Source organism: Microtetraspora fusca, assembly GCF_001570365.1.
Taxonomy (GTDB): domain Bacteria; phylum Actinomycetota; class Actinomycetes; order Streptosporangiales; family Streptosporangiaceae; genus Microtetraspora; species Microtetraspora fusca.
On record NZ_BBYK01000040.1, the window covers coordinates 204,841 to 227,680 of the forward strand.

Sequence of the window (22,840 nt, forward strand, 5' to 3'; positions counted from 1 at the left end):
ACTGACACAGGAGAACGCGAATGGTCACCGCGATCGTGCACATCAAGGCTGATGTCGACCGGATTCCCGAGGTCGCGCAGACGGTCGCCGAGCTCGACGGGGTCAGCGAGGTCTACTCGATCACCGGCGAGTACGACCTGCTCGCCATGATCCGCGTGGGGCGGTACGAGCAGATCGCCGAGATCGTGCCCGGCCGGATCAACAAGGTGCCCGGGGTGCAGCAGACCGAGACGCACATCGCCTTCCGCACCTACTCCCGCCACGACCTCGACGCGGCCTTCTCGATCGGCCTCAACGAGGCGGACTGACCGCACAGCAGGCGGACCCGGGTCTCGAAGCCGCCGGGCACGACGCGCGCCGACACCGAGCCGCCGAACAGCGACGCCCGTTCCCACGCGCCGCGCGGCCGCTCCCTCGGCGCGCCGTCGTCCCGTACGGTCAGGTCGAGCAGGCTCCGGGTCCAGCGCAGCGTGACCGCGGCCGAGCGGGCCGCGCCGGGGCGCAGCGCGGCGCCGAGCGCCTCCTCGACGATCCGGTACACCGACAGCTCCAGCGCGGACCAGGACCGCCGCAGGCCCTCCTCGGTGAAAGTGACGGCCAGACCCGCGGCGGTGAACGCGTCCAGCAGGGCCGGTAACTCGGTGAGCCGGGGCTGAGGGACGCGCGAGACCTCCTCCACGCGCAGCAGCGCCATCACGCGTTGCAGGTCGGACAGCGCCCGGCGGCCCGACTCCTCCGCCTCGCGGAGGGTATGGACGGCGCGCACGGGATCCTTGTCCATGAGCACCCGCCCGGCGCCGACGCCCACGGTCATCACGCTCAGGTCGTGCGCGACGACGTCGTGCAGTTCGGCGGCGATGCGCAGCCGTTCCCGGAGGCGCGCGAGATCGCTCCCCCACGTCCCGCGCGGCCACGCCGGCACGGAGGCGAGCCCCCGCCGGACACCGGAGAGGGCGGGCGGCCACCCGCGGGCGAGCCGAGCGAGGCGGGCGAGCAGAAGGCGCGTCATGCGCGCACGGTACGGCTCACGCCCCGCGGCACGCGTCACCTCCGAGGCGGACCGGGAGTCCCTCGCGGGACGGATCCCGGCCCGCGCGGATCAGGAGGCGAGAGAGCGGCTGACCTCGACCCAGCGCTCGAGGGTGGCGGCCGCCTTTCCGGTGTCGACCGCCTCGGCGGCGCGGGCGTAGGCGGCGCCGAGATCGGCGACCAGGTCGTCGCCGGACCCGTCGAAGGCGACCAGGGCGGCGGCGGCGTTCAGCAGCACCGCGTCGCGCACCGGACCGGTCTTGCCCGCGAGCGTGTCGTGGACGGCCGCGGCGTTGAACGCGACGTCGCCGCCGCGCAGGTCGTCCGGCTGGGAACGCGGCACTCCGATGTCCGCCGGGTCGAACATGGTCTCGGTGGCGGCGCCGTCGCGGACGACGTAGACGCGCGAGGGCCCGGCGGTGGAGAGCTCGTCCAGCCCGTCCTCGCCCCGGAAGACCAGCGCGGACACGCCGCGCTCGGCGAAGACGCCCGCGACCACGGGGAGCATGCGGGCGTCGAAGACGCCGATCGCCTGGGCGGTGGGCCGCGCCGGGTTGGTGAGCGGGCCGAGGAAGTTGAAGACGGTGGGGATGCCGATCTCGCGACGCGGCGGCCCGGCGAACCGGAAGCCCGGGTGGTAGACGGGCGCGAAGCAGAACGCGATCCCGGCCTCGGCGGCGAGCCGGGCGGTGGCCTCCGGCGACAGGTCGAGGACGACACCGAGGTGCTCCAGGACGTCGGCCGCGCCACACAGGGAGGTCGCGGCCCGGTTGCCGTGCTTGACGACCCGGGCGCCCGCGGCCGCGGCGACGATGGCCGACATCGTGGACACGTTGACGGTGTGCGCCCGGTCGCCCCCGGTGCCGACGATGTCGACGACGGGCCCCTCGATGGACAGCGGGACCGCACGCTCCAGCATGGTCCTGGCGAGGCCGGCCGCCTCGGCGACGGTCTCCCCCTTCGCCCGCAGCGCGACCGCGAACGCCCCGATCTGGGCGGGGGTGGCGTCACCGGACATGATCTCGCCCATGGCCCACGCCGTCTCGTCGGCGGTCAGGTGCTCGCCGGCGAGCAGGGCGTTCAGCAGGGACGGCCAGGTGGTACGCGAGTCCATAGGGAGAGGCTCCGTTACGAGACGGGCTGGGCGGGGAGATTCGATCCGGTCAGGCTCAGCCGGCGCCGCATGAGGTCGGCCACGGCCTCGGCGACCGCCATGGGGTCGAGGGGCTGGGCGACGACGGCGTCGGCGCGGGACCAGTTGGCGAGCCAGCGGTCGTCCTTGCGCGCGATGATGAGCAGGATCGGCGGGCAGTTGTGCACCTCGTCCTTGGCCTGCCTGCTGACCCCCATGCCCCCGGCCGGGGCGGCCTCGCCGTCGAGGATCGCGACGTCGATCTCGCCGGAGTCGAGATACTTGAGCACGGCCGGCTGGGTGGCGCACTCGACGATCTCGACGAGGGGCACGTCCGCTGCGGGACGCCGTCCGATGGCAAGCCGCACCTTCTCACGGGTGCCTGCGTCGTCGCTGTAGACGAGAACCCTCATGTCACGCTCACTGTCGAATCGCTGGGTATGGTCATCGTGATGGTACCGGCGCCCTCGCCATACGCGTAGCCCAGGGTTCTTGCCAGGATTCTCCGGTTCTAAACCGAGCAAAGGGGCCTCTAACGGGGGGCCGTGCGGCGACCCGACCAGGGGAGCCGCAATAATGCTGCCCGTGGCGACAGCATCCGCAATTACAACGACGACGACGCCCTACGGGTCCCGCCGGCCGAACCTGGTTCAGGTCGGGACCATCGTGTGGCTGTCCTCTGAGCTCATGTTCTTCGCGGCGCTGTTCGCGATGTACTTCACCATCCGGTCGGTCAGCCTCGGCCAGGGCAAACCCTGGCCGGACGCCCATCTCGACATTCCGTACGCCACGGCGAACACGATCATCCTGATCCTCTCCAGCGTGACGTGCCAGTTCGGTGTATGGGCCGCGGAAAAGGGCCAGGTCAAGAAGCTCAGGTTCTGGTACATCTTCAGCTTCATCTTGGGCGCGATCTTCGTCGCGGGCCAGCTGAACGAGTACCGCACCCTGGTGGAGGAGGGCTTGACCCTCGCCTCCAGCGCCTACGGCTCCGTGTTCTACCTGACCACAGGCTTCCACGGTCTGCACGTGACGGGTGGACTGATCGCGTTCCTGTTCATTCTGGGACGCACGTACGCCGCGAAGCGCTTCACCCATGAGCAGGCCACCAGCGCGATCGTCGTGTCCTACTACTGGCACTTCGTCGACGTGGTCTGGATCGGCCTTTTCGCGACCATCTACATCATCAAATGATCGGAACGGGGAGATCGGTGAAATCCATCACCGCGCGACGGCGGCATCCCCTCGCGCGTTTTGCCGTTGTGGCGCTCGCGCTGGGCCTCCTCGGCGGGGGATACGCGCTCGCCGCGCCGAACGGCAGCACCGCGGACGCGGCGGTCGCGTCCGGCAAGGCCGATGACGTGGCGAAGGGCAAGGACCTCTTCGTCGCTCACTGCGCCAGCTGCCACGGACTGAACGCCGAGGGCACCAAGTCCGGCCCCACCCTCGTGGGCGTGGGCGCGGCGGCCGTGGACTTCCAGGTGAGCAGCGGGCGCATGCCTGCGGCCGACCCGGGGGCCCAGGCTCCGCGCAAGCCCCTTGACGAGTGGGTGACCCCCGAGGCCATCGACCAGCTGGCGGCATACGTGCAGTCGCTGGGCGGCGGCCCGACCCGGCCGTCGGCCGAGCAGGTGGACCCGGCCAAGGGCGACCCGGCGAAGGGTGGCGAGCTGTTCCGTGCGAACTGCATCCAGTGCCACAACTTCGTCGGCGCGGGCGGCGCGCTGACCTACGGCAAGTACGCCCCGTCCCTGAACGAGGCGTCGCCGACGCAGATCTACGAGGCGATGGCCACCGGTCCGCAGGCGATGCCCGTCTTCAATGACTCGACGATCACTCCCGCCCAGAAGCGGGACATGATCGCCTACATCACGAGCGTCCGCGGCCAGGTAGACCCGGGCGGCTCCGGCCTCGGCAGGATCGGTCCGGTGACCGAGGGCCTGGTGGCCTGGGTCGTCGGCATCAGCCTGCTGGTTCTCGCCGCCATCTGGATCACCGCGAAGAAGCGACAGGCGCACTAATGACAGACAACACCATCGACCAGCCCGAGGATCGCGTGCCCAAGCGCGTCATCGGCACGCCCCCTCCGAGCGAGGCCGTCCTCAAGGAAGAGCCCGCCCACAAGCCCGAGGCCCTGCCCGGGGTGCAGTACCAGGATCCGGTCAGTGCCCGTAAGGCGGAAAAGGCGGTCGCGCTTCTGTTCGCGATCGCCTTCCTCGCGGGTGCCGGCTTCATCGCCTCGTACGTCATCTTCCAGGTGGGGACGCTCGAGAAGACCTCGGCGTCCAACTTCGCGCTCGGCGGCACGCTGACGCTGGCGCTGCTCGCGCTGGCGGCCGGCATCACGACGTGGGTGCGCAAGATCATGCCGAAGTACAGCATGATCCAGGAGCGTCACCTGATGGCGTCCGACTCCGACACCCGTGAGTACGTCAAGGAGACGTTCCTCGCGGGCGCCGAGGAGAGCGGTTTCGTCAAGCACAAGCTGCTCCGCCGCACGCTGCTGCTGGCGGCGGCGCCGCTCGGCCTGGCTCCGCTCGTCCTGCTGAAGGACCTCGGCCCGCTGCCGGGCACCAAGCTCCGGCACACGGTCTGGGGCGAGGCCACCAAGAACGGCAAGCCGCGCCGCCTCATCACCGAGGGCACCGGCCAGCCGATCCGCGCCGCCGACTTCAACTCGCCCGGCGGCATCCTCTCCGTGGTGCCCGAGGGTTACGAGCACGACCTCAACGCCCTGGCCAAGGCCACGCTGATCCTGCTCAAGTTCCGTCCGGAGGAGCTCAAGTCCGGCACGAACCTGAACTGGACGCACGACGGCATCGTCGCCTACTCGAAGATCTGCACCCACGTGGGCTGCCCCGCGGCGCTGTACGAGCAGACGACGCACCACATCCTCTGCCCGTGTCACCAGTCGACCTTCGACGCCTCCGACGGCGCCAAGGTCGTCTTCGGTCCCGCCGCGCGGCCGCTGCCGCAGCTTCCGATCGGGATCGACGGAGAGGGCTACCTCATCGCCAAGGCCGACTTCAACGTGCCCGTCGGTCCCAGCTTCTGGGAGCGCGGGGACGCGGAGCGGGAAGCCAGGGAGAAGGCGGAGAAGGCGTAATGGACACTCCTCCGAAGGCAATCGCCGGCGTTTCGACCTTCCTCGACGACCGGCTCGGGGCGGGCAGCTTCCTCAAGCGCAATCTGCGGAAGATGTTCCCCGACCACTGGTCGTTCCTGCTGGGTGAGATCGCGCTCTACTCGTTCGTCATCCTGCTGCTGACCGGTACGTTCCTGACCTTCTGGTTCAAGCCCACCATGGGCGAGGTCGTGTACAACGGGGCGTACGAGCCGCTCAAGGGCGTCATGATGTCCGAGGCGTACGCCTCGGCGCTGCACATCTCGTTCGACGTCCGCGGCGGTCTGCTCATCCGGCAGATCCACCACTGGGCGGCCCTGCTGTTCGTCGCCGGCATGGTGGTGCACATGCTCCGCGTGTTCTTCACCGGGGCGTACCGCAAGCCGCGCGAGCTGAACTGGCTGATCGGCATCCTGCTGCTGAGCCTCGCCCTGTTCGAGGGTCTGACGGGCTACTCGCTGCCGGACGACCTGCTGTCCGGCGCCGGTCTGCGCATCACCCAGGGTGTCATCCTGTCGATCCCGCTGATCGGCACGTACATCCAGTTCTTCCTGTTCGGGGGCGAGTACCCCGGCGAGGACATCATCTCCCGGTTCTTCACGCTGCACATCCTGCTCATCCCGGGCATCCTGCTGGCGCTGATCACCGCTCACATGATCCTCATGTGGGTGCAGAAGCACACGCAGATGCCGGGCAAGGGCCGCACCGAGAAGAACGTGGTGGGCGCGCCGTTCTACCCGGCCTTCATGGCCAAGGCGGGCGCGTACTTCCTGTTCACGTTCGGCGTGCTGGCGCTGCTGGGCACGTTCGCCCAGATCAACCCGATCTGGCTGTTCGGGCCGTACACACCGGCGGACATCTCGGCGGGTTCGCAGCCCGACTGGTACATGGGCTTCCTCGAAGGATCCCTGCGCCTGATGCCCGCGTGGGAGATCAACCTCTTCGGCACGTCCGGAGGCACGGTCCCGCTGAGCGTGCTGATTCCGGCGCTGGTGCCGCTGGGGCTCATCATGACCGGCCTGGCGCTGTATCCGTTCCTGGAGCAGTGGGTGACCGGCGACCGGCGCGAGCACCACGTCGCCGACCGGCCGCGCAACAACCCGCACCGCACCTCGATCGGCATCTCCGCGATGACGTTCTACGGCGTTCTGTGGCTGCTGGGCGCCAACGACGAGATCTCGGCCAACTTCCACATCGGTCTCTACGAGACGACGATGTTCGGCCGGGTGGCCGTCTTCCTCGGCCCGGCGATCGCCTACTTCGTCACCTACCGGATCTGCCTCGGCCTCCAGCGCAAGGACGCCGAGATCGTGTCCCACGGTGTCGAGTCCGGTGTCATCAAGCGGATGCCGAACGGCGAGTACATCGAGGTCCACACGCCGCCGGCGGACGACATCCTGGCGCACATGCGCGGCAAGAAGGAGATCCCCGTCATCGAGAGCGCAGCCGACCGTGAGGGGATCCCGCCCAAGGGCGCCCGCTCGCTGATCGGCCGGCTCCGCGCCAAGATGAGCAAGGCGTACGGCACCGACCGTGTCCCCCTTGAGGAGGAGCACGGCGAGGAGCACGTCGCCGTCGGCGCCGGGGAGCGCAAGGAAGTTCACTGAGTCCGGGTGAACCGCACGTGAGCGGCCCGGGTGGGGATTCCCACCCGGGCCGTTTCGTTTTCTGCGGCCCCCTTGTGGGCCGCACGACTCCCTGCCCCCTCCGACGAGTGCCAGGGCCGCCCAGGACGGCGCCCCTGGCCCTCCTTGAACGGCCCCGCCCGTGACCCGCACGCACCACCGCGGAGGCGCCTCTCCCCCGAACGAGCTGCCCGGCCCTCATTCGGCCGCAGACGGCGGACGGCCCGCGCCCCGGGAAAAGGGGACGCGGGCCGTCGTCGCGGCGTTCAGAGGCCGTCAGAGCGGCTCGGTGCTGGCACCGCGGAGCCGGCTCCACTTGAGCCACTGCTTCCAGGACTCCTGCCAGTGGCCCCAGCCGTTCGTCGGGTCGAGCGGCCGCGGCGATCCGGAGATGACGATGGGGTCGCCGATCAGCGTGTTGGTCCTGAACCACTTCGCGTTCGCGGGGCTGACGTTGACGCAGCCGTGGCTCACGTTGGAGTTGCCCTGGTCCCCCACCGACCACGGGGCGCCGTGCACGTACTCGCCGGTGTCAGAGATCCGTACGGTGTCGTAGACGGTGGTCTGGTAGTAGCCGGGGCTGCCGGGGCCGATGCCGGGCGAGGTCATGACGGTGACGAGCTCGCGGTCCATGGCGAGATGGATGCCCGAGGTCGTGAAGTACTTCATCTGGCCGCCCATGCCGGCGCTGATGGGCATGTTCCGGATGACCTTCCCGTCGCGCACCACCTTCATGTAGTGCGTTCCGGTGTCGGCGTGGCTGATCTGGGAGCGGCCGATGGTGAAGTCGCGGACGTAGTCCTTGGTGCCGTACATGCCGTCGCCGCCGCGGACGCCGGCGAGCCGGGCGACCAGCCGGACCTTCGTGTGGGCCGGCCAGTACTCCTTGGGACGGAACGTCACCCGGCGGTTGTCGAACCAGTGCCACGCGCCCTGGATCGGCTTGGACGCGTAGACCTCCAGGTTCTTCTCCAGCGAGACTCGGTCGGTGACGTCGTGGTCGAAAGTGATCATGATGGGCATGCCGACGCCCACGGTCAGACCGGTGGTCTCCTTGTTGGGGAGGATGGTCTGGACGTCGAACGTCTTGGCCGCCTTCTGCGTCGAGAAGACGCTCCTGGTCTCGGTGGTCTTGCCCGCCGCGTTGACCGCCACGGCGGTGACGGTGTAGTCGGTGCCCGGTGTCATCGGCCGGGCGCTCCGCCACCTCGTCCGGTCGGCGCTGAACATCCCGGCCACGGGCTTGCCCTTCGCCTCGGCCGTGACGCTCTTCAGCGTCCCCCCGGCGGCCGCGATCATGATGGGCAGTTCGGGCGCCAGGCCCTGAGCGCCGTTCTCCGGCGTGATGCCCACCGCCGCCGTGGGCACCACGGCGGCCTCCTTCTCGCGATCCGCCGCGGCGGCGGAACATCCGGTCGCCATGAGTATGGCAAGCAGCCCAGCACCAGCTCGCACGTCGGCCTCCCCCCGCCACGTACCACTTGCATGGGGTTAGTACCCGATTACGTTGGGTCCGCGCTCAGATCAGGGATGGCACCTGGCAAAGAAAAGCGTCGCGGCCGGCCAACGTGATCGTTGGCCGGCCGCGACGGGGTCGACAGGAGACGCGCTCCTCCGGGTCAGTGCGAGAAGTTGCCCCGGTAGTACTGGAACACGAAACCGATCATGCTCATGATGGTGGCGAAGACACCGATCAGGAAGAGCCACATCCCGACGGCGAAGCCGAAGAACGTCAGCGCCGCGGAGAGGCAGACGAACAGCGGCCACCAGCTGTGCGGGCTGAAGAAGCCCAGCTCACCGGCACCGTCGCTGATCTCGGCCTCCTTGCTGTCCTCCGGCTGCTCACCGACGCGGCGAGCCGTGAAGAGCAGGTAGTAGCCGATCATGAGGGCGAGGCCGACGGAGATGGCCAGCACCGCGGTCCCGGTCGGCTCCTTGGACCAGAACCAGTAGACGACGGTCACTGCGGCGAAGAAGAGGCCGCAGAGCACGAACACCCATCCCTGGACCTTCATCGACTTTCCTCCAGTGCAGGCTTCGCGGAAAGGTGCGGGTACTTGACGTCGAACGCGGGACGCTCAGACCGGATGCGCGGCAGCGACGTGAAGTTGTGCCGCGGCGGCGGGCAGGAGGTCGCCCATTCGAGCGAGCCGCCGTAGCCCCACGGGTCGTCCACGGTGACCTTCGGCGCCTTCTTCCACGTGATCCACACGTTGTACATGAACGGCAGCAGCGAGGCGCCGAGGAGGAACGCGCCCACCGACGAGATGATGTTCAGGTCGGTGAAGCCGTCCACCGGCGAATAGTCGGCGTAGCGCCGCGGGAAGCCGATGACGCCCAGCCAGTGCTGCACCAGGAAGGTCAGGTGGAAGCCGAAGAACGTGAGCCAGAAGTGGACCTTGCCCAGCCGGTCGTTCAGCATCCGCCCCGTGAACTTGGGCCACCAGAAGTAGAAGCCCGAGAACATCGCGAACACCACGGTGCCGAAGATCACGTAGTGGAAGTGGGCCACGACGAAGTAGGTGTCGCTGATGTGGAAGTCGAGCGGCGGCGAGGCCAGGATGACGCCGGTGAGACCACCGAAGAGGAAGGTCACCAGGAAGCCGACCGCGAACAGCATCGGCGACTCGAATGTCAGATGGCCACGCCACATCGTGCCGATCCAGTTGAAGAACTTCACACCGGTCGGTACCGCGATGAGGAACGTCATGAACGAGAAGAACGGCAGGAGCACCTGGCCGGTCACGAACATGTGGTGGGCCCACACCGTGATCGACAGACCCGCGATCGCGATCGTCGCGCCCACCAGGCCGATGTAACCGAAGATCGGCTTGCGGCTGAACACCGGGATGACCTCGGTGATGATGCCGAAGAACGGCAGCGCGATGATGTAGACCTCGGGGTGGCCGAAGAACCAGAACAGGTGCTGCCACAGGATCGCGCCGCCGGTGGCGGAGTCGAAGATGTGGGCGCCGAGCTTGCGGTCGGCCTCCAGGGCCAGCAGGGCGGCGGCGAGGACCGGGAAGGCCAGCAGCACCAGGATGCTGGTGAGCAGGATGTTCCAGGTGAACATCGGCATCCGGAACATCGTCATGCCGGGCGCGCGCATCGTGATGATGGTGGTGATGAAGTTCACCGCGCCGAGGATCGTGCCGAGTCCGGACAGCGCCAGACCCATGATCCACATGTCGCCGCCGAGGCCCGGCGAGGTCACCGCGTTGGACAGCGGCGCGTACGCCGTCCATCCGAAGGCGGCCGCGCCACCCGGGGTGATGAAGCCGGCCACCGCGATGGTGCTGCCGAACAGGTAGAGCCAGTAGCTCACCATGTTCAGCCGGGGGAAGGCCACGTCCGGCGCGCCGATCTGCAGCGGCATCAGCTCGTTCGCGAAGCCCGCGAAGAGCGGCGTCGCGAACATCAGCAGCATGATCGTGCCGTGCATCGTGAAGAGCTGGTTGAACTGCTCGTTCGTCACGAACTGCAGACCCGGCTGGGCCAGCTCGGCGCGCATGACCAGCGCCATGACGCCGCCGATCAGGAAGAACACGAACGACGTGATCAGGTACAGGTGCCCGATCACCTTGTGGTCAGTGGAGGTAAGCCACTTGGCCACGACCGAGCCCTTGGTGTACGGCCGGGCCGCGATGGCGGAGGGTTGGTGGATGGCGGTCACTGTGCACTCCCCGCCTGGCTCTGGATGTACTGGTCGAACTCCGACTGCGGCACGAGCTTGACGGAGAACAGCATCTTGCTGTGGTCGACGCCGCACAGCTCGGCGCACCGCCCGATGAAGACGCCGGTGCGGGTCAGCGTCTTGATCTGGAACTTGTTGTGGACCTGGCCGGGGAACACGTCCTGCTTGAACAGGAAGGCCGGCACCCAGAACGAGTGGATGACGTCGGGCGAGTGGAGGTCGAACTCGACCTCGGCGCCCGTCGGCAGCACGAGCTGCGGGCCCTCGGGGTTGTCCACGTTCTGCTTGGCGAGGTCGACCGGCACGCCGTCGACCTTGACGGTCTTGCCCTGGTACTCGGTGGTGAAGCGCCAGCTCCACTGGTAGCCGTCGACCTTGACCTTGACCGGAGCGGTGCCGGTCACCTTCATGATCTCGGTCTCGTCACGGGCGGTGAAGTAGAAGAAGACCGAGACCATGATGATCGGCACCACGGTGTAGAGGATCTCGATCGGCAGGTTGTACCGCACCTGAGGCGGCAGCTCGTTCGACGAGTTCTTCTTCTTGCGATGGAACGCGCACGCCCACAGGATCAGGCCCCACACGACGATGCCGGTGGCCAGTGCCGCGATCCAGGCCCCGTTCCAGAGCGACTGAACAAGGTGCGACTGCTCTGTAGCGCCTTCGGGCATACCGCCACGGGACCACTGCTCAGTCGTCTGGGCGCTACACGCCGTCGCGGCAGCCACGAGCACCGCCAGAGCGGCGACGCGTGGCAACCGGCGGCGGGCCAACGGTCGCCGTGTCGTACGGCGGGTCGGACTCACGGATTGCCTACCCCACAGGTGAAGCCCAAGAGTCCCTCTCCTGGGCGGATCTTCCAATTTGCACGTTCAAAAGGGACCAGGGCCGTCTCGGACCTGTCCCCCCTTTACTTGATTGAGTTCACGCTGGGGGACACATTAGCGCGGACCGGCACCGCCCCTCTGAGCAGCCCCCGTTAATGTCCTAACTGTGGTCTATCTGGACGCTGCCTCGACCGAACCCCTTCACCCCGCGGCGCGGGACGCCCTGCTGTCCGCCCTCGACGCCGGCTGGGCCGACCCGGCCCGCCTGTACGGCGCCGCGCGACGTGCGCAGATGCTGCTTGAGCAGGCGCGGGCCGACGTCGCCGAGGTGCTCGGCGCCCGCCCGGACGAGGTCGTGTTCACCTCGTCGGGCACCCAGGCGGTCCATCTCGGCGTCCTCGGCACGCTGAACGGGCGCAGGCGCGTCGGCGATCGCCTGGTGACCGGCGCGGTCGAGCACTCCAGTGTCCTGCACGCCGCCGAGGAGCACGAGCGCGGGGGCGGCACGGTCGACGTGGTCGGCGTGAGCCGTACCGGCCGGGTGGACGCGGAGGTGTTCGCGCGGGCGGTGTCCGCGCCGGGAACGGCGCTGGCCTGCCTGCAGACGGCCAACCACGAGGTGGGGACCCTCCAGCCCGTCGAGGAGGCCGCCGCGGCCTGTCAGGAGGCGGGGGTGCCGCTGCTGGTCGACGCCGCGCAGTCGGCGGGACGGCTCCCGCTCCCCCGCGGCTGGTCCGTGCTGACCGCGAGCGCGCACAAGTGGGGCGGCCCGGCGGGAGTCGGGGTCCTGGCGGTGCGCAAGGGGACCCGCTGGCGCTCGCCGTACCCGCAGGACGAGCGGGAACGGCGCCGCGTGCCGGGGTTCGAGAACGTCCCGGCGATCGTGGCCGCCGCGGCGGCGCTGCGCGCGACGGCCGAGGAGGCCGCGACGGAGAACGCGCGGCTGTCGGCCCTGGTCGATCGGGTCAGGACCGAGGTTCCGCGCCTGGTGCCCGACGTGGAGGTGGTCGGCGACCCCGTCCTGCGGCTGCCGCACATCGTCACCTTTTCGTGTCTTTACGTGGAGGGCGAGGCGCTGCTGACCGAGCTGGACCGGGCCGGGTTCGCCGTCTCGTCCGGGAGTTCCTGCACGGCGAGTACGCTTCGTCCATCGCACGTGCTGGAGGCGATGGGCGTGCTTACGCACGGGAACGTCCGGGTATCGCTGCCCCGAAGCGTGTCCGAGGGCGACGTCGACCGGTTCCTCGCCGCACTACCGGACATCGTGCGACGCATCCGAGCGAGTTTGGGAGTGCGCTGATGTGGCGGAAGCGTTCGGGGGCCGGAGGCGAGACCGGGGAGCCGAGGGCGGAGGCGGTGGCCGAGACGCAGGCCGGGACGCGTGAGCCCGCCGCCCTGACGATCGACGCGCTCGGGCGCAAGTGTCCCATCCCGATCATCATGCTGGCCGACCAGATCAACCAGGTGCCGATGGGCGCGGTGGTCGAGGTCCTGGCCGACGACCCGGCCGCGTACACCGACATCCCCGCATGGTGCCGGCTGAAGTCCCACGCGCACGTGGGCAGCGCCGAGATCCCCCAGGGCGGCTGGGCCATCCAGGTGCGGCGCAACTACTGACCGCCCGTCTCCTGGGTAGGGGGTCCCCGGAAACGCACATCGAGAAGTCTCGGGGGATTCCATGACCACCGCACGCAACGTCATGCACTTCGGCGTGCAGTGCATCGGAGAGAACGAGAGCCTGCTCACCGCCGCGCGGATGATGCGCGATCTCAGCGTCGGCTCGCTGCCTGTGTGCGGCGAGGACGACCGGCTCAAGGGGATCATCACCGACCGCGACATCATCATCAAGTGTGTCGCGGCCGGTAAGGACTGCGCCGAGGTGAAGGCGAGGGATCTCGCGCAGGGCACGCCCGTGTGGATCGACGCCGACGCGGATCTGGACCAGGCGCTCCAGACCATGGAGGAGCACCAGATCCGGCGGCTGCCCGTGCTGGAGAACCACCGACTGGTCGGGGTTATCAGCGAGGCCGACCTGGCCGCCCACCTGTCCGAGAGCAAGCTCGCCGAGGCGGTCAGCAGGATCTACGCGGAAAGCACGCCGCGTCTGTAACGACCTTCCGCGCTACGCGTAGTGGCACTTCACGTGGGTGGCGACCTCGCCCGCCGCGTCCTGGCCGTAGACGGCGCCGAAGCGCTCCAGGAAGGCGCGCTGGCTCAGCTCGTACTCCTGGCAGCCGACCTGCTCCAGGACGTGCGTCGCGGTGAGGTTGCCGACCTGCGCGCAGCGCTCGAGTGACAGGCCCCAGGAGAGGGCCGAGAGGAAGCCGGCCCGGAAGGCGTCGCCGACGCCGGTCGGGTCGGCCTTGCCCAGTTCGGGAGCCGGGGGGACGCTCACGCTCGGCTCGCCGGCGCGGTCGATCCGCGCGCCCTTCGGCCCGAGCGTGGTGACGCGCACGCCGACCCGCTGCAGGATCTCCTCGTCCGACCAGCCGGTCTTCTGCTCGATGAGGCCCTTTTCGTAGTCGTTCCCGAACAGGTAGGCCGCGCCGTCGACGAGCTGGCGGATGTCCTCACCGGGCATCCGGGCGAGCTGCTGGGAGGGGTCGGCCGCGAAGGGGATGCCCCGGCCACGCGCCTCGTCCGTGTGCCGCAGCATGGCGTCGGGGTCGTTGGGGCTGATCAGGACCAGGTCGAGACCGCCGACGCGGTCGATGATCGGGCCCAGCTCGATCTCCCTGGCCTCGGCCATCGCCCCCGTGTAGAACGAGGCGATCTGGTTGTGCTCCTCGTCCGTGGTGCAGAGGAAGCGCGCCGTGTGGTGCAGCTCGGAGACGTAGACCGACTCGCAGTCGACGCCGTGGCGCTCCAGCCACGACCGGTAGTCCGTGAAGTCCGTTCCCACGGCGCCGACGAGGATGGGGCGCTGTCCCAGGCATCCCATGCCGAACGAGATGTTCGCCGCGCACCCCCCGCGACGGATCTGCAGTTCGTCGACCAGGAAGGACAGGGATACCCGGTCGAGCTGTTCGGCGATGAGCTGGTCCCCGAAACGGCCGGGGAAGGTCATCAGGTGGTCGGTCGCGATGGAGCCGGTGACGGCGATGCGCACGGGGTCAGTCTCCTCGTTGTCAGCATCTGGACGAACGTTTCGAGGATCTTCATATGCCTTCACAGACGCCTCGATGAACGTTCCGACAAACCCCGCAAGAATACGCGACCGGAGTCCAGGCGCGATCTCAACCGATGCCGGTACACGCCGACGCCCCGCACGGCAGGGGGCCGTACGGGGCGTCCGTGTCGCGGTGCGCGGCCCGAGGGGATGCTCCGGGGCCGCGGGGGCCGCTAGTTGAACGAGTCGCCGCAGGCGCAGGAGCCCGTGGCGTTGGGGTTGTCGATCGTGAAGCCCTGCTTCTCGATCGTGTCCACGAAGTCGATCGTGGCGCCGATCAGGTACGGCGCGCTCATCCGGTCGGTCACGACGCTGACACCGCCGAAGTCCGACACGACGTCGCCGTCCATGGAGCGGTCGTCGAAGAAGAGCTGGTAGCGAAGGCCGGAACAGCCGCCCGGCTGCACGGCGACGCGCAGCTGCAGTCCTTCCTCGCCCTGCTGCTCCAGCAGGCTCTTGACCTTGGCGGCGGCCGCGTCAGTCAGGATCAGACCCTGCTGGGTGGCCTCGCTGCTCTCAACCGTCATGTGCTGACTCCCGCGTCTGCGTCAACCGCCCTCCGGGAGCGGTCGATGGATTCTGACGTCTCAGGGTGGGCCCAAAGAGATGATTCCGCCTTTGTCGAAGGCCACACCCCTGAGCTCTCCCCAGATAGACGCTACCAACACCGGTTCGGCGCCACACATTCCCGGCCGGGTCCCCTCCGCGGGCACCGGGCCTGTGATCGCGGGCGGGGTCGTGACAAGCCCGCGCGGAGCCTGGGCCCCCTGGCATGAAACGAACGAAGGATGTGTAATTATTAGTCGTCAGTTCGACGATAAGTCCCCGAAGGGGGTGTGGTCGTGACGACCACCGAGACCGGGATCCCGCTCTTCATCCTCGGCCAGGACGCCGACCCGCACAGCGAACGCGGCGTGGACTGTCCGGGTGAGCTGCCTCTCGCCTCCGATCCCGCACTGGTCGAGCGCGCCCGCAAGGCCAAGGAACGGCTCGGCGACAGGCTCTTCGTGCTCGGCCACCACTACCAGCGCGACGAGGTCATCCAGTTCGCGGACGTGACCGGCGACTCCTTCAAGCTCGCCCGCGAGGCCGCCGCCCGTCCCGAGGCCGAGTACATCGTCTTCTGCGGCGTCCACTTCATGGCCGAGTCGGCCGACATCCTCACCTCCGACGCCCAGAAGGTCGTCCTGCCCGACATGGCGGCGGGCTGCTCGATGGCCGACATGGCGACCTTCGACCAGGTCGAGGAGTGCTGGGACGCCCTGGAGGACGCGGGGCTGGCCGACCGCGTGGTCCCGATCACGTACATGAACTCCAGCGCCGACATCAAGGCCTTCTGCGGGCGGCACGGAGGGGCCGTCTGCACCTCGTCCAACGCGCGGCGGGCGCTGGAGTGGGCCTTCGAGCAGGGCGAGAAGGTCCTGTTCCTCCCGGACCAGCACCTTGGCCGCAACACCGCCGTGCTGGAGCTGGGCATGTCCCTGGACGACTGCGTCGTCTACAACCCGCACCGCCCGAACGGGGGCCTCACCCGGGAGCAGCTCGAGAACGCCCGGATGATCCTGTGGAAGGGCCACTGCTCGGTCCACGGCCGGTTCACCGCCGAATGCGTCGACGACGTGCGCGCCCGCATCCCTGGCGTGAACGTGCTGGTCCACCCGGAGTGCCGGCACGAGGTCGTGACCAAGGCCGACTTCGTCGGCTCCACGGAGTACATCATCCGCAAGCTCCAGGAGGCCCCGGCCGGCTCGTCGTGGGCGATCGGCACCGAGCTGAACCTGGTCAAGCGGCTCGCGGGGATGTTCCCGGACAAGGACGTGACCTTCCTCGACCGGACCGTCTGCTACTGCTCCACGATGAACCGGATCGACCTGCCGCACCTGGTGTGGGCGCTGGAGTCGCTCGCCGACGGCGAGGTGGTCAACCAGATCACCGTCGATCCCGACACCACCCACTGGGCCAAGGTCGCGCTCGACCGCATGCTGGCGCTTCCGTAGCCGCCGATGCCCGCGTGGCGCCCCCCGCCCAGGCGGGGGGCGCCACATGGTCGACTCACAGATCAGGGGTGCCGCGCGACCGGCTCACAGGCCGGGGGCGCCCCAGACCGGGAACCAGCGGGCGAGGTCGGGTTCGATCTTGAGCTCGCCCGCGAGCACCCCGCGCATCTGCAGTTCGAGCGCGTTGTCCCGCTGGGTGCCGCCGATGGGCGCGAAGGGGTAGAAGGTGCCCTGCTTGTACAGGTAGACGATGGCGAGCCGCCGGCCGCGCGGGTCGGCGAAGGTCACCAGCGAGCACAGCAGGGACGGCCCGAAGCCGTTCGCCTCCAGCGTCGAGTTGACCGCGTGCAGGTCGGTGACCAGCGACGCCACATCCTCGGCGGGGCGGCGGACCACCAGCCAGGTGTAGCCGTACGAGTCGGGCGCCAGCTCGGTGCCTGTACCGAGCAGAGCCTGGATGTCCTGTTCGAGCTGGACGAAGGCGCCGCCCTCCGCGGCGCGGAAGCACACCGACCCGACGCCGGCGGGGGTGAACCCGGTGGCCGCCTGCAGGGTCACCGCCGCCGACGGCAGCGCGAACAGCGCGTCGAGGTCCGGCCTGGCCGGTTTCGACCTGCCGAGAAGCGCGTCGAACCAGCCCATCAGCGCCCCAGCTCGGCCGAGATGGTGGAGAGCTGCGCCAGGCGGCGCTCCAGCGACGGGTGGGTGGAGAACAGGGACGCGATGCTCTGTCCGGAGAGGGCGGGCGCGAAGTAGAACGCGTTGAACGGCTGCGCCTCGCGCAGATCCTGCGTCGGAATCCGCGCGATCTCGCCGCTCACCTTCGTGAGCGCGCTCGCCAGGGCGGACGGCTGCTGCGTCAGCAGGGCGCCCGCGCGGTCGGCGGCCAGCTCGCGGTAGCGGGACAGGGCCCGCGTCAGCAGGAAGCTCACGGCGTAGACGATGCCGGACACCAGCAGGATGATCAGCCCGACGGGCGGGCCGTTGTTGTTGTCCCTGCGGCCTCCCGCGAGGCCGCTGTAGAGCGCGAACCGGGTCATCAACCCGGCCACCACCCCGAGGAACGAGGCGATCGTCATGACCGCCACGTCACGGTGCGCGACGTGGGACATCTCGTGGGCGAGGACGCCTTCCAGCTCCCGCGCGTCGAGCCTGCGCAGGATGCCGGTCGTCACGCAGACGACCGCGTTCTTCTGGTTGCGCCCGGTGGCGAACGCGTTCGGCACGTCCGAGTCCGCGATCGCCACCCTGGGTTTGGGCATGTTCGCCATCGCGCTCAGCCGGTCGATGATGCCGTGCAGCTCAGGGGCTTCCTGAGGGGAGACCTCCCGTCCGTGCATCGCGAACAACGCGATCTTGTCGGACAGGAAGTACTGCACCAGCAGGAAGCCTCCGGCGATCACCAGCACCACGACGGCGCGCACTCCGACCGCGATCAGGATGGCCACGAACGCGACGTAGAGCAGGCCGAGCAGGAACATGGTCGTGACCATCCGGGTGGTCAGACCACGATCAGGGGCGAACCTGGTCCGGGACATCAGCCCGGAATGAGCCCTGTGTCGCCGAGCATGTCCCGCACTTCCTCCATCGAGGCGTCGGCGGGCGGCAGGATCAGCTCGGACGGCTCGAGCGAGTCGTCGGGCAGGGACTTGCCCACCTGGCGGACCTTGTCCAGAAGCGCGTGCAGCTTGACCCGGAAGACCGCCTCGTCCTCTGCCTCGATGGCGGCCTCAAGCTCGCTGTCCAGGGCGTTCAGAACGTCGAGATCGGCGTCCGCGATCTGGATCTGGCCCTCACCCATGATTCTGACGATCACAGGCCCTCCCCCGGCTGCCGAACCTGCTGGGTCTGCGGCGCCTGCTGGGTCGCCTGGCCGGGCTGGCCGGCCTCGATGGCGCTCTTGGGAGCCGGGCCCTGCCCCAGCTCCGCCTTCATCCTGGCGATCTCCAGCTCGACGTCCGTGCCGCCGCCCATGCGGTCGAGCTCGGCCTGGATGTCGTCACGCTGACCGGTGAAGTCGTCGAGCGCGCCGCTGGCGAGCAGCTCGTCGATCGCGCCGGCGCGCGCCTGCATCTGCGCCGTCTTGTCCTCGGCACGCTGGATCGCGAGGCCGACGTCGCCCATCTCCTCGGAGATGCCGGAGAACGCCTCGTTGATCCGGGTCTGCGCCTCGGCCGCGGTGTAGGTGGCCTTGATGGTCTCCTTCTTGGTGCGGAAGGCGTCCACCTTGGACTGGAGCCGCTGGCTGGCGAGGGTGAGCTTCTCCTCCTCGCCCTGCAGGTTGCCGTACTGGATCCGGAGGTCGGCGATCTGGGTGTTGAGGCCGTTGCGGCGGGTCAGCGCCTCACGCGCCAGGTCCTCCCGCCCGACGCTCAGCGCCTGCCTGCCCTGGTCCTCCAGTTTCTTGGCCTGGGCCTCGAGCTGGTTGATCTGCAGTTCGACCCGCTTGCGGCTGGTGGCGACGTCGGCCACGCCCCGGCGCACCTTCTGCAGCAGCTCAAGCTGGCGCTGGTAGGAGTAGTCCAGGGTCTCCCGCGGATCCTCCATCTTGTCCAGTGCCTTGTTGGCCTTCGACTTGAAGATCATGGAAAGTCTTTTCATCACGCTCATGCGCGTCGGCCGTCCCCTTCTCAAGGTTGCGTGGGTAGCCCCAGCCGTATTCAGTCGCCCAAAAGCGGCCAAGCCGCCTGGGTTCACCCTACGCATAACGCGTGAGGGCGTCACTAAGTTGCACTCCCGGTAGGCTGGGCGACGTGTTCGGACGTCGTAACCAGGCCGCCACGGATGAGACCCCCATCTCCGTCCAAGATCCTAAGCCTCAGCAGACTCAGGGCAAGGGCCGTCCCACCCCCAAGCGGAGCGAGGCGCAGGGGCGCCGCCGCTCGCCCGTCACCGCACCGGCGAACCGCAAGGAAGCCTACCGCCTGCAGCGGGACCGGGACCGGGCGCAGCGGGCCCGCCAGCGTGAGGGCATGCTCCGTGGCGAGGAGAAGTACCTCCTCCCCCGTGACAAGGGTCCCGTGCGCAGGTTCGCCCGGGACTGGGTCGATTCGCGGCGTCTTCCCGGTCAGTACTTCCTGCCCGCGGTGCTGGTCATCATGCTGCTGTCGATGATCCCGTTCCCGTTGCAGGTCCGCACGGTGGTTCTGACGGTCTACACCCTGGCCCTGCCGATCGTGATGATCGCGGTCATCGGCAACTCGCTGTACGTCGCGAACCGGGTGAAGCGGGCCGCCGCGCTGAAGTTCCCCGGCGAGAACCTCAAGGGCATCGCCTTCTACGCCGCGATGCGCTCCTCGCAGATCCGCCGCCTGCGCTTCCCCAAGCCGATGGTGCTGCCCGGCGGCAAGCCGGTCACCCCGCCGTCGAACTGATCCCGGTACGGCCACCGCGACGCGGTGGCCGTACGCCGCTCCCGTCCTTCCCCCGCCTCCTACGGCGTCGTACGGGCTGTCACGCGTCGGGCGCCTTCGAGCTGCCCGTGTCCAGGTCGTCCACGTCGACCCATCCGAGCGCCCCGTCCGTCACCTGGGGGGCGAGCCAGCCCCTGATCGGCTGTCCCGAGACCAGCGCGTCGGCGACGGTCTTGAGCAACGCGTAGTACGAGGTCCAGTCCGGCCCGCTCGCGAAGGTTCCCCCGTTCTCGGCGAACGAGCCCGCGACGTCCCTTCGCATGGAGTCGATCATCAGGTACTCGCCGTTCTGGTCGTCGCCGACGGGGATCATCCGCCCGCTCCACCACTCGCCGCGTGGATCGTCGGTGTAGTCGACCCCATCCTCCCGGCACAGGTACCGCCAGGTGTCGCGGATCTCCTTCACGCCGTACATCCCGTACCTGTAGAGCTGCAGGCCCCCGGTCCCCGGCATGAGGCGGGAGCCGTTGTGGCGCAGGAGCGAGGCGCGCAGGTCGTCGGGGAACCACATGCCCATCTGGGCCTCGGCGACGGCGATCGTCCCCGCCCTCGCGGGCGGACGCAGCGTGCGGAACGTCTTGGGCGCGTTGGCCTTGAGCCACCTCTCGATGCGCCGCCACTGCCGGTTCACGGCGCGGGTCACGCGGGGCCGCACCGGCCGGACCATGGGCCTGCCCACGGTGGGCGTGCACGCCGGGTCCGGCACGGGTGTCGGACCCGCGACCTCGGGCTCCGACTCCCCCGTGGTGGATGTCACAGCGCCGTCGCCGCCGTCCTGGCAGGCGGCCTCGCAGCCGGGGGGCGCGGGACAGCCGTCCGCGAGGCAGGGGGCACTGTCCAGGAATCGCGCGTCCGTCGAGGTCAGCATGCCTTCGTGGAAGGTCGTGGCCTCGACGTAGCGGGCCCCCAGCGCGAGCAGGCAGACGGCCAGTGCGGCGGCCGACACGCGATGCAGCCGCCGGCGGGTTCGCTCGTCAAGTCTGCGCACGTCCGCGAGCGGCCCGTCCGCCTGGGCGAACGCCTCGAGCCGTTCGGTCGCGCGTGAGCGGCCGAGGAAAAGCCGGAGCTCCTCGGGCGTCGGCCGTCCCAGGATCGGCTCGGGAGGGAAGGGCGCGACCTCGGCCGTGCCGGAGCCGGTGCCGGGTTCGCCCTCTTTCCGCGGGACCGGGCCGCCCCGGTCGGGACGTAACGCGCCGCCGGAGGCGCCGTCCGCCGCACGGACGGAGACACGGCCGGGCGCGCCGCCGGAGGTACGGTCCGCGCGGCGCCGGAGCAGGAGGAACACGGCCCCGACGATGGTCGCGGCCACCGCGGCCGCGAGAGCGAGCCGTACCAGACGAGAAGGGATCAACCGCCGCACCGGGGCACACTACCGCCAATCCGTCCCAGGTCTGATCCGTTCCCGCGCGACGGCGGCCGCCCCGATCCCGGCTCCTGCGCGGCTTCCCGGGCCGTACGGGCCCTTCATGGCACTATGGCGACCGGCGTCGCGCCGGGGACGGTCCCCGGGAAAGAGCCGCACGGGTCGCTGGGGGGCGGCGAGAGGATCGCGAAGACGGGGCGGGGATGAGGACCAGCAGGCGGGGATTCTGGGCCGTGGCCGCGGGGCTCGCGGCGGTCGCGGCGGGCGCGGGCACCGACAGGGTGGTGGCGGTGGTCCGCCAGGCGGCGCCGGGGAGGCCCGGATCGGGAGACGACCCGCACCAGAGCGCAGGCCACATGGACGGCCTTCCCGGCGCGGATCAGGCGCGCGACCCGCAGCAGTCCGGCTCCTCCCCGACCGGCCGCGGCCCCGCCGACGCGGCGGACGTCCCCCACGGCCGCGGGATCACCGTCGCGCTGACGCCGTTCGTGGACGCGCTCCGCGTCCCGCCGGTCATCCGCCCGAAGGGGCCGCGGCTGACGATCGACCTGCGTTCGGTGGACCGGCGGCTGCACTCGCAGCTCCCGCCGACCCGCCTGTGGACCTACGGCGGGCACTTCCCCGGCCCGACCATCGAGGTGCGGCGCGGGCAGCGGCTGGAGGTGGCCTGGCGGAACGCCATCGACGACGATCGGGTGCCGGTCACCGCGGTGGAGGTCTACGCGCCGGTGGGGGTGGAGCCCAACCCGTACGTCGTGCCGGGGCTCAGCGGGGGCACGCCACGCAAGGACGTGGCCGAGATCCCGCCGTGGCTGGTCGTGCACCTGCACGGCGCCGTCACGGGGGCGGGCCAGGACGGATGGTCGGAGAACGGGCAGTTCCCCGGCGAGACGCAGATCGTGGAGTACCTCAACGACCAGCCGGCGTCCACCCTGTGGTACCACGATCACTCGATGCACGTCTCGACGTGGACGCTCTTCGCCGGGCTGATCGGCATGTACCTGATCAGGGACAAAGAGGAGGACCGGCTCGGGCTGCCGGGCGGCGACCGCGAGATCCCACTGGTGATCACCGACCGCAACTTCGAGGTGGACGCGGAAGGACGGCTCACCGGCCGCCTGCTGCACAAGGTGACCTACGCCGACGCCGCGCCGCCGTACATCACGGCCGGGTTCCGCGGGCCGTACACGCTGGTCAACGGCACGATCTGGCCGCATCTGGACGTGGAGCCCGCCTGGTACCGGTTCCGGATACTCAACGCCTGCAATACTCGCACGTACCACATGATGATCATCGATGAGAAGACCGGGCGGCCGGTGAAGGGAGCGGTGCGGCAGATCGGGACGGACGCCGGGCTCCTCCCCGCGCCCGTGACCGTCGACTCGCCGCTCATCCTGTCGCCCGGGGAGCGCGCGGACATCCTGGTCGACTTCTCACGATGCGGCGGGCGGCGGCTGCGGCTGGTGA

At 69.4% G+C, this 22,840-nt stretch carries 25 protein-coding genes; 11 read left to right on the forward strand and 14 right to left on the reverse strand.

Annotated elements, in window-relative coordinates; genetic code table 11:
- Window positions 1-20 precede the first annotated feature (20 nt).
- Entirely contained in the window at window positions 21-308 is a 288-nt protein-coding gene (locus AWQ68_RS06320) for an Lrp/AsnC family transcriptional regulator (RefSeq protein WP_066936096.1), read from the forward strand.
- Here the strand turns inward: AWQ68_RS06320 and AWQ68_RS06325 are convergent.
- From AWQ68_RS06325 to AWQ68_RS06335, 3 genes are all read right to left on the reverse strand, one after another.
- Complete coding sequence (locus tag AWQ68_RS06325; RefSeq protein ID WP_066936100.1) at window positions 251-1,009, reverse strand: sensor histidine kinase; 759 nt, start codon at window positions 1,007-1,009, stop codon at window positions 251-253. The two genes, AWQ68_RS06320 and AWQ68_RS06325, sit on opposite strands and share 58 nt — an antisense overlap.
- A gap of 90 nt (window positions 1,010-1,099) precedes the next feature.
- The gene (trpD, locus tag AWQ68_RS06330; RefSeq protein WP_084463697.1) at window positions 1,100-2,143 is read right to left on the reverse strand and encodes an anthranilate phosphoribosyltransferase; all 1,044 of its coding nucleotides are present in this window, start codon (window positions 2,141-2,143) and stop codon (window positions 1,100-1,102) included.
- Window positions 2,144-2,157: 14 nt separating this feature from the next.
- Window positions 2,158-2,574 (reverse strand): hypothetical protein, encoded by a 417-nt coding sequence (locus AWQ68_RS06335; protein WP_066936102.1) that lies wholly within the window; start codon window positions 2,572-2,574, stop codon window positions 2,158-2,160.
- A gap of 163 nt (window positions 2,575-2,737) precedes the next feature.
- Here AWQ68_RS06335 and ctaE point away from each other — a divergent pair, with 163 nt between their 5' ends.
- From ctaE to qcrB, 4 genes are read left to right on the forward strand one after another with little or no spacing between them, the layout of a single operon-like run.
- Window positions 2,738-3,355 carry an aa3-type cytochrome oxidase subunit III gene (gene ctaE / locus AWQ68_RS06340; RefSeq protein WP_066936105.1) on the forward strand — a complete coding sequence of 206 codons (618 nt, stop codon included), beginning with the start codon at window positions 2,738-2,740 and terminating at the stop codon, window positions 3,353-3,355.
- Window positions 3,356-3,372: 17 nt separating this feature from the next.
- A complete protein-coding gene (qcrC, locus tag AWQ68_RS06345) occupies window positions 3,373-4,182 on the forward strand; it encodes a cytochrome bc1 complex diheme cytochrome c subunit (RefSeq protein ID WP_066936109.1) in 810 nt (269 codons plus the stop codon).
- Window positions 4,182-5,267, forward strand: a complete 1,086-nt coding sequence (qcrA, locus tag AWQ68_RS06350) for a cytochrome bc1 complex Rieske iron-sulfur subunit (protein WP_066936112.1) — start codon at window positions 4,182-4,184, stop codon at window positions 5,265-5,267. The genes qcrC and qcrA overlap by 1 nt, the downstream gene beginning before the upstream one ends.
- Window positions 5,267-6,892 (forward strand): cytochrome bc1 complex cytochrome b subunit, encoded by a 1,626-nt coding sequence (gene qcrB / locus AWQ68_RS06355; RefSeq protein ID WP_066936115.1) that lies wholly within the window; start codon window positions 5,267-5,269, stop codon window positions 6,890-6,892. Before qcrA ends, qcrB begins: the two co-directional genes overlap by 1 nt.
- A 294-nt stretch (window positions 6,893-7,186) precedes the next feature.
- Here the strand turns inward: qcrB and AWQ68_RS06360 are convergent, their stop codons facing one another.
- The 4 genes from AWQ68_RS06360 to ctaC form a co-directional block, all read right to left on the reverse strand.
- Window positions 7,187-8,365: a L,D-transpeptidase gene (locus tag AWQ68_RS06360; protein ID WP_245655772.1), complete on the reverse strand. Its 1,179-nt coding sequence runs from the start codon at window positions 8,363-8,365 to the stop codon at window positions 7,187-7,189.
- A 164-nt stretch (window positions 8,366-8,529) separates the two neighbouring features.
- Entirely contained in the window at window positions 8,530-8,925 is a 396-nt protein-coding gene (locus AWQ68_RS06365; RefSeq protein ID WP_066936121.1) for a cytochrome c oxidase subunit 4, read from the reverse strand.
- On the reverse strand, window positions 8,922-10,583 hold the full coding sequence (gene ctaD / locus AWQ68_RS06370; protein WP_066936124.1) for an aa3-type cytochrome oxidase subunit I: 1,662 nt from the start codon (window positions 10,581-10,583) through the stop codon (window positions 8,922-8,924). The genes AWQ68_RS06365 and ctaD overlap by 4 nt, the downstream gene beginning before the upstream one ends.
- Window positions 10,580-11,410, reverse strand: a complete 831-nt coding sequence (gene ctaC, locus AWQ68_RS06375; protein ID WP_066936127.1) for an aa3-type cytochrome oxidase subunit II — start codon at window positions 11,408-11,410, stop codon at window positions 10,580-10,582. Before ctaC ends, ctaD begins: the two co-directional genes overlap by 4 nt.
- A gap of 187 nt (window positions 11,411-11,597) precedes the next feature.
- Here ctaC and AWQ68_RS06380 point away from each other — a divergent pair, with 187 nt between their 5' ends.
- From AWQ68_RS06380 to AWQ68_RS06390, 3 genes are all read left to right on the forward strand, one after another.
- Complete coding sequence (locus AWQ68_RS06380) at window positions 11,598-12,731, forward strand: cysteine desulfurase family protein (protein WP_066936130.1); 1,134 nt, start codon at window positions 11,598-11,600, stop codon at window positions 12,729-12,731.
- On the forward strand, window positions 12,731-13,048 hold the full coding sequence (locus AWQ68_RS06385; RefSeq protein WP_084463698.1) for a sulfurtransferase TusA family protein: 318 nt from the start codon (window positions 12,731-12,733) through the stop codon (window positions 13,046-13,048). Before AWQ68_RS06380 ends, AWQ68_RS06385 begins: the two co-directional genes overlap by 1 nt.
- A gap of 61 nt (window positions 13,049-13,109) precedes the next feature.
- Complete coding sequence (locus AWQ68_RS06390) at window positions 13,110-13,541, forward strand: CBS domain-containing protein (protein ID WP_066936133.1); 432 nt, start codon at window positions 13,110-13,112, stop codon at window positions 13,539-13,541.
- A gap of 12 nt (window positions 13,542-13,553) precedes the next feature.
- Here the strand turns inward: AWQ68_RS06390 and AWQ68_RS06395 are convergent, their stop codons facing one another.
- Window positions 13,554-14,540, reverse strand: a complete 987-nt coding sequence (locus tag AWQ68_RS06395) for a carbohydrate kinase family protein (protein WP_066936136.1) — start codon at window positions 14,538-14,540, stop codon at window positions 13,554-13,556.
- A gap of 233 nt (window positions 14,541-14,773) precedes the next feature.
- Window positions 14,774-15,127 (reverse strand): iron-sulfur cluster insertion protein ErpA, encoded by a 354-nt coding sequence (gene erpA, locus AWQ68_RS06400; protein ID WP_066936139.1) that lies wholly within the window; start codon window positions 15,125-15,127, stop codon window positions 14,774-14,776.
- Window positions 15,128-15,442: 315 nt separating this feature from the next.
- Between erpA and nadA the strand changes: the two genes are divergently transcribed.
- Complete coding sequence (nadA, locus tag AWQ68_RS06405) at window positions 15,443-16,597, forward strand: quinolinate synthase NadA (RefSeq protein WP_066936672.1); 1,155 nt, start codon at window positions 15,443-15,445, stop codon at window positions 16,595-16,597.
- 84 nt (window positions 16,598-16,681) lie between these two features.
- Here the strand turns inward: nadA and pspAB are convergent, their stop codons facing one another.
- Genes pspAB through AWQ68_RS06425 form a run of 4 tightly spaced genes read right to left on the reverse strand, consistent with a single transcriptional unit; the run spans window position 16,682 to window position 19,207 of the window.
- A complete protein-coding gene (pspAB, locus tag AWQ68_RS06410; RefSeq protein ID WP_066936141.1) occupies window positions 16,682-17,239 on the reverse strand; it encodes a PspA-associated protein PspAB in 558 nt (185 codons plus the stop codon).
- Window positions 17,239-18,135: a zinc metalloprotease HtpX gene (gene htpX, locus AWQ68_RS06415; protein WP_066936144.1), complete on the reverse strand. Its 897-nt coding sequence runs from the start codon at window positions 18,133-18,135 to the stop codon at window positions 17,239-17,241. The genes pspAB and htpX overlap by 1 nt, the downstream gene beginning before the upstream one ends.
- Window positions 18,135-18,413: a PspA-associated protein PspAA gene (gene pspAA, locus AWQ68_RS06420; RefSeq protein ID WP_066936146.1), complete on the reverse strand. Its 279-nt coding sequence runs from the start codon at window positions 18,411-18,413 to the stop codon at window positions 18,135-18,137. The genes htpX and pspAA overlap by 1 nt, the downstream gene beginning before the upstream one ends.
- Entirely contained in the window at window positions 18,410-19,207 is a 798-nt protein-coding gene (locus tag AWQ68_RS06425; protein WP_084463699.1) for a PspA/IM30 family protein, read from the reverse strand. The genes pspAA and AWQ68_RS06425 overlap by 4 nt, the downstream gene beginning before the upstream one ends.
- A 143-nt stretch (window positions 19,208-19,350) precedes the next feature.
- On the opposite strand from AWQ68_RS06425, the gene AWQ68_RS06430 reads away from it, so the two are divergent.
- Window positions 19,351-19,971: a DUF3043 domain-containing protein gene (locus tag AWQ68_RS06430; RefSeq protein WP_066936151.1), complete on the forward strand. Its 621-nt coding sequence runs from the start codon at window positions 19,351-19,353 to the stop codon at window positions 19,969-19,971.
- A gap of 79 nt (window positions 19,972-20,050) precedes the next feature.
- Here the strand turns inward: AWQ68_RS06430 and AWQ68_RS06435 are convergent, their stop codons facing one another.
- Window positions 20,051-21,370, reverse strand: coding sequence for an SMI1/KNR4 family protein (locus AWQ68_RS06435; protein WP_066936153.1), 1,320 nt, complete (start codon window positions 21,368-21,370; stop codon window positions 20,051-20,053).
- Window positions 21,371-21,576: 206 nt separating this feature from the next.
- Between AWQ68_RS06435 and AWQ68_RS43450 the strand changes: the two genes are divergently transcribed.
- The coding region (locus AWQ68_RS43450; RefSeq protein WP_169808865.1) for a multicopper oxidase family protein at window positions 21,577-22,840 on the forward strand (1,264 nt) is incomplete at its 3' end.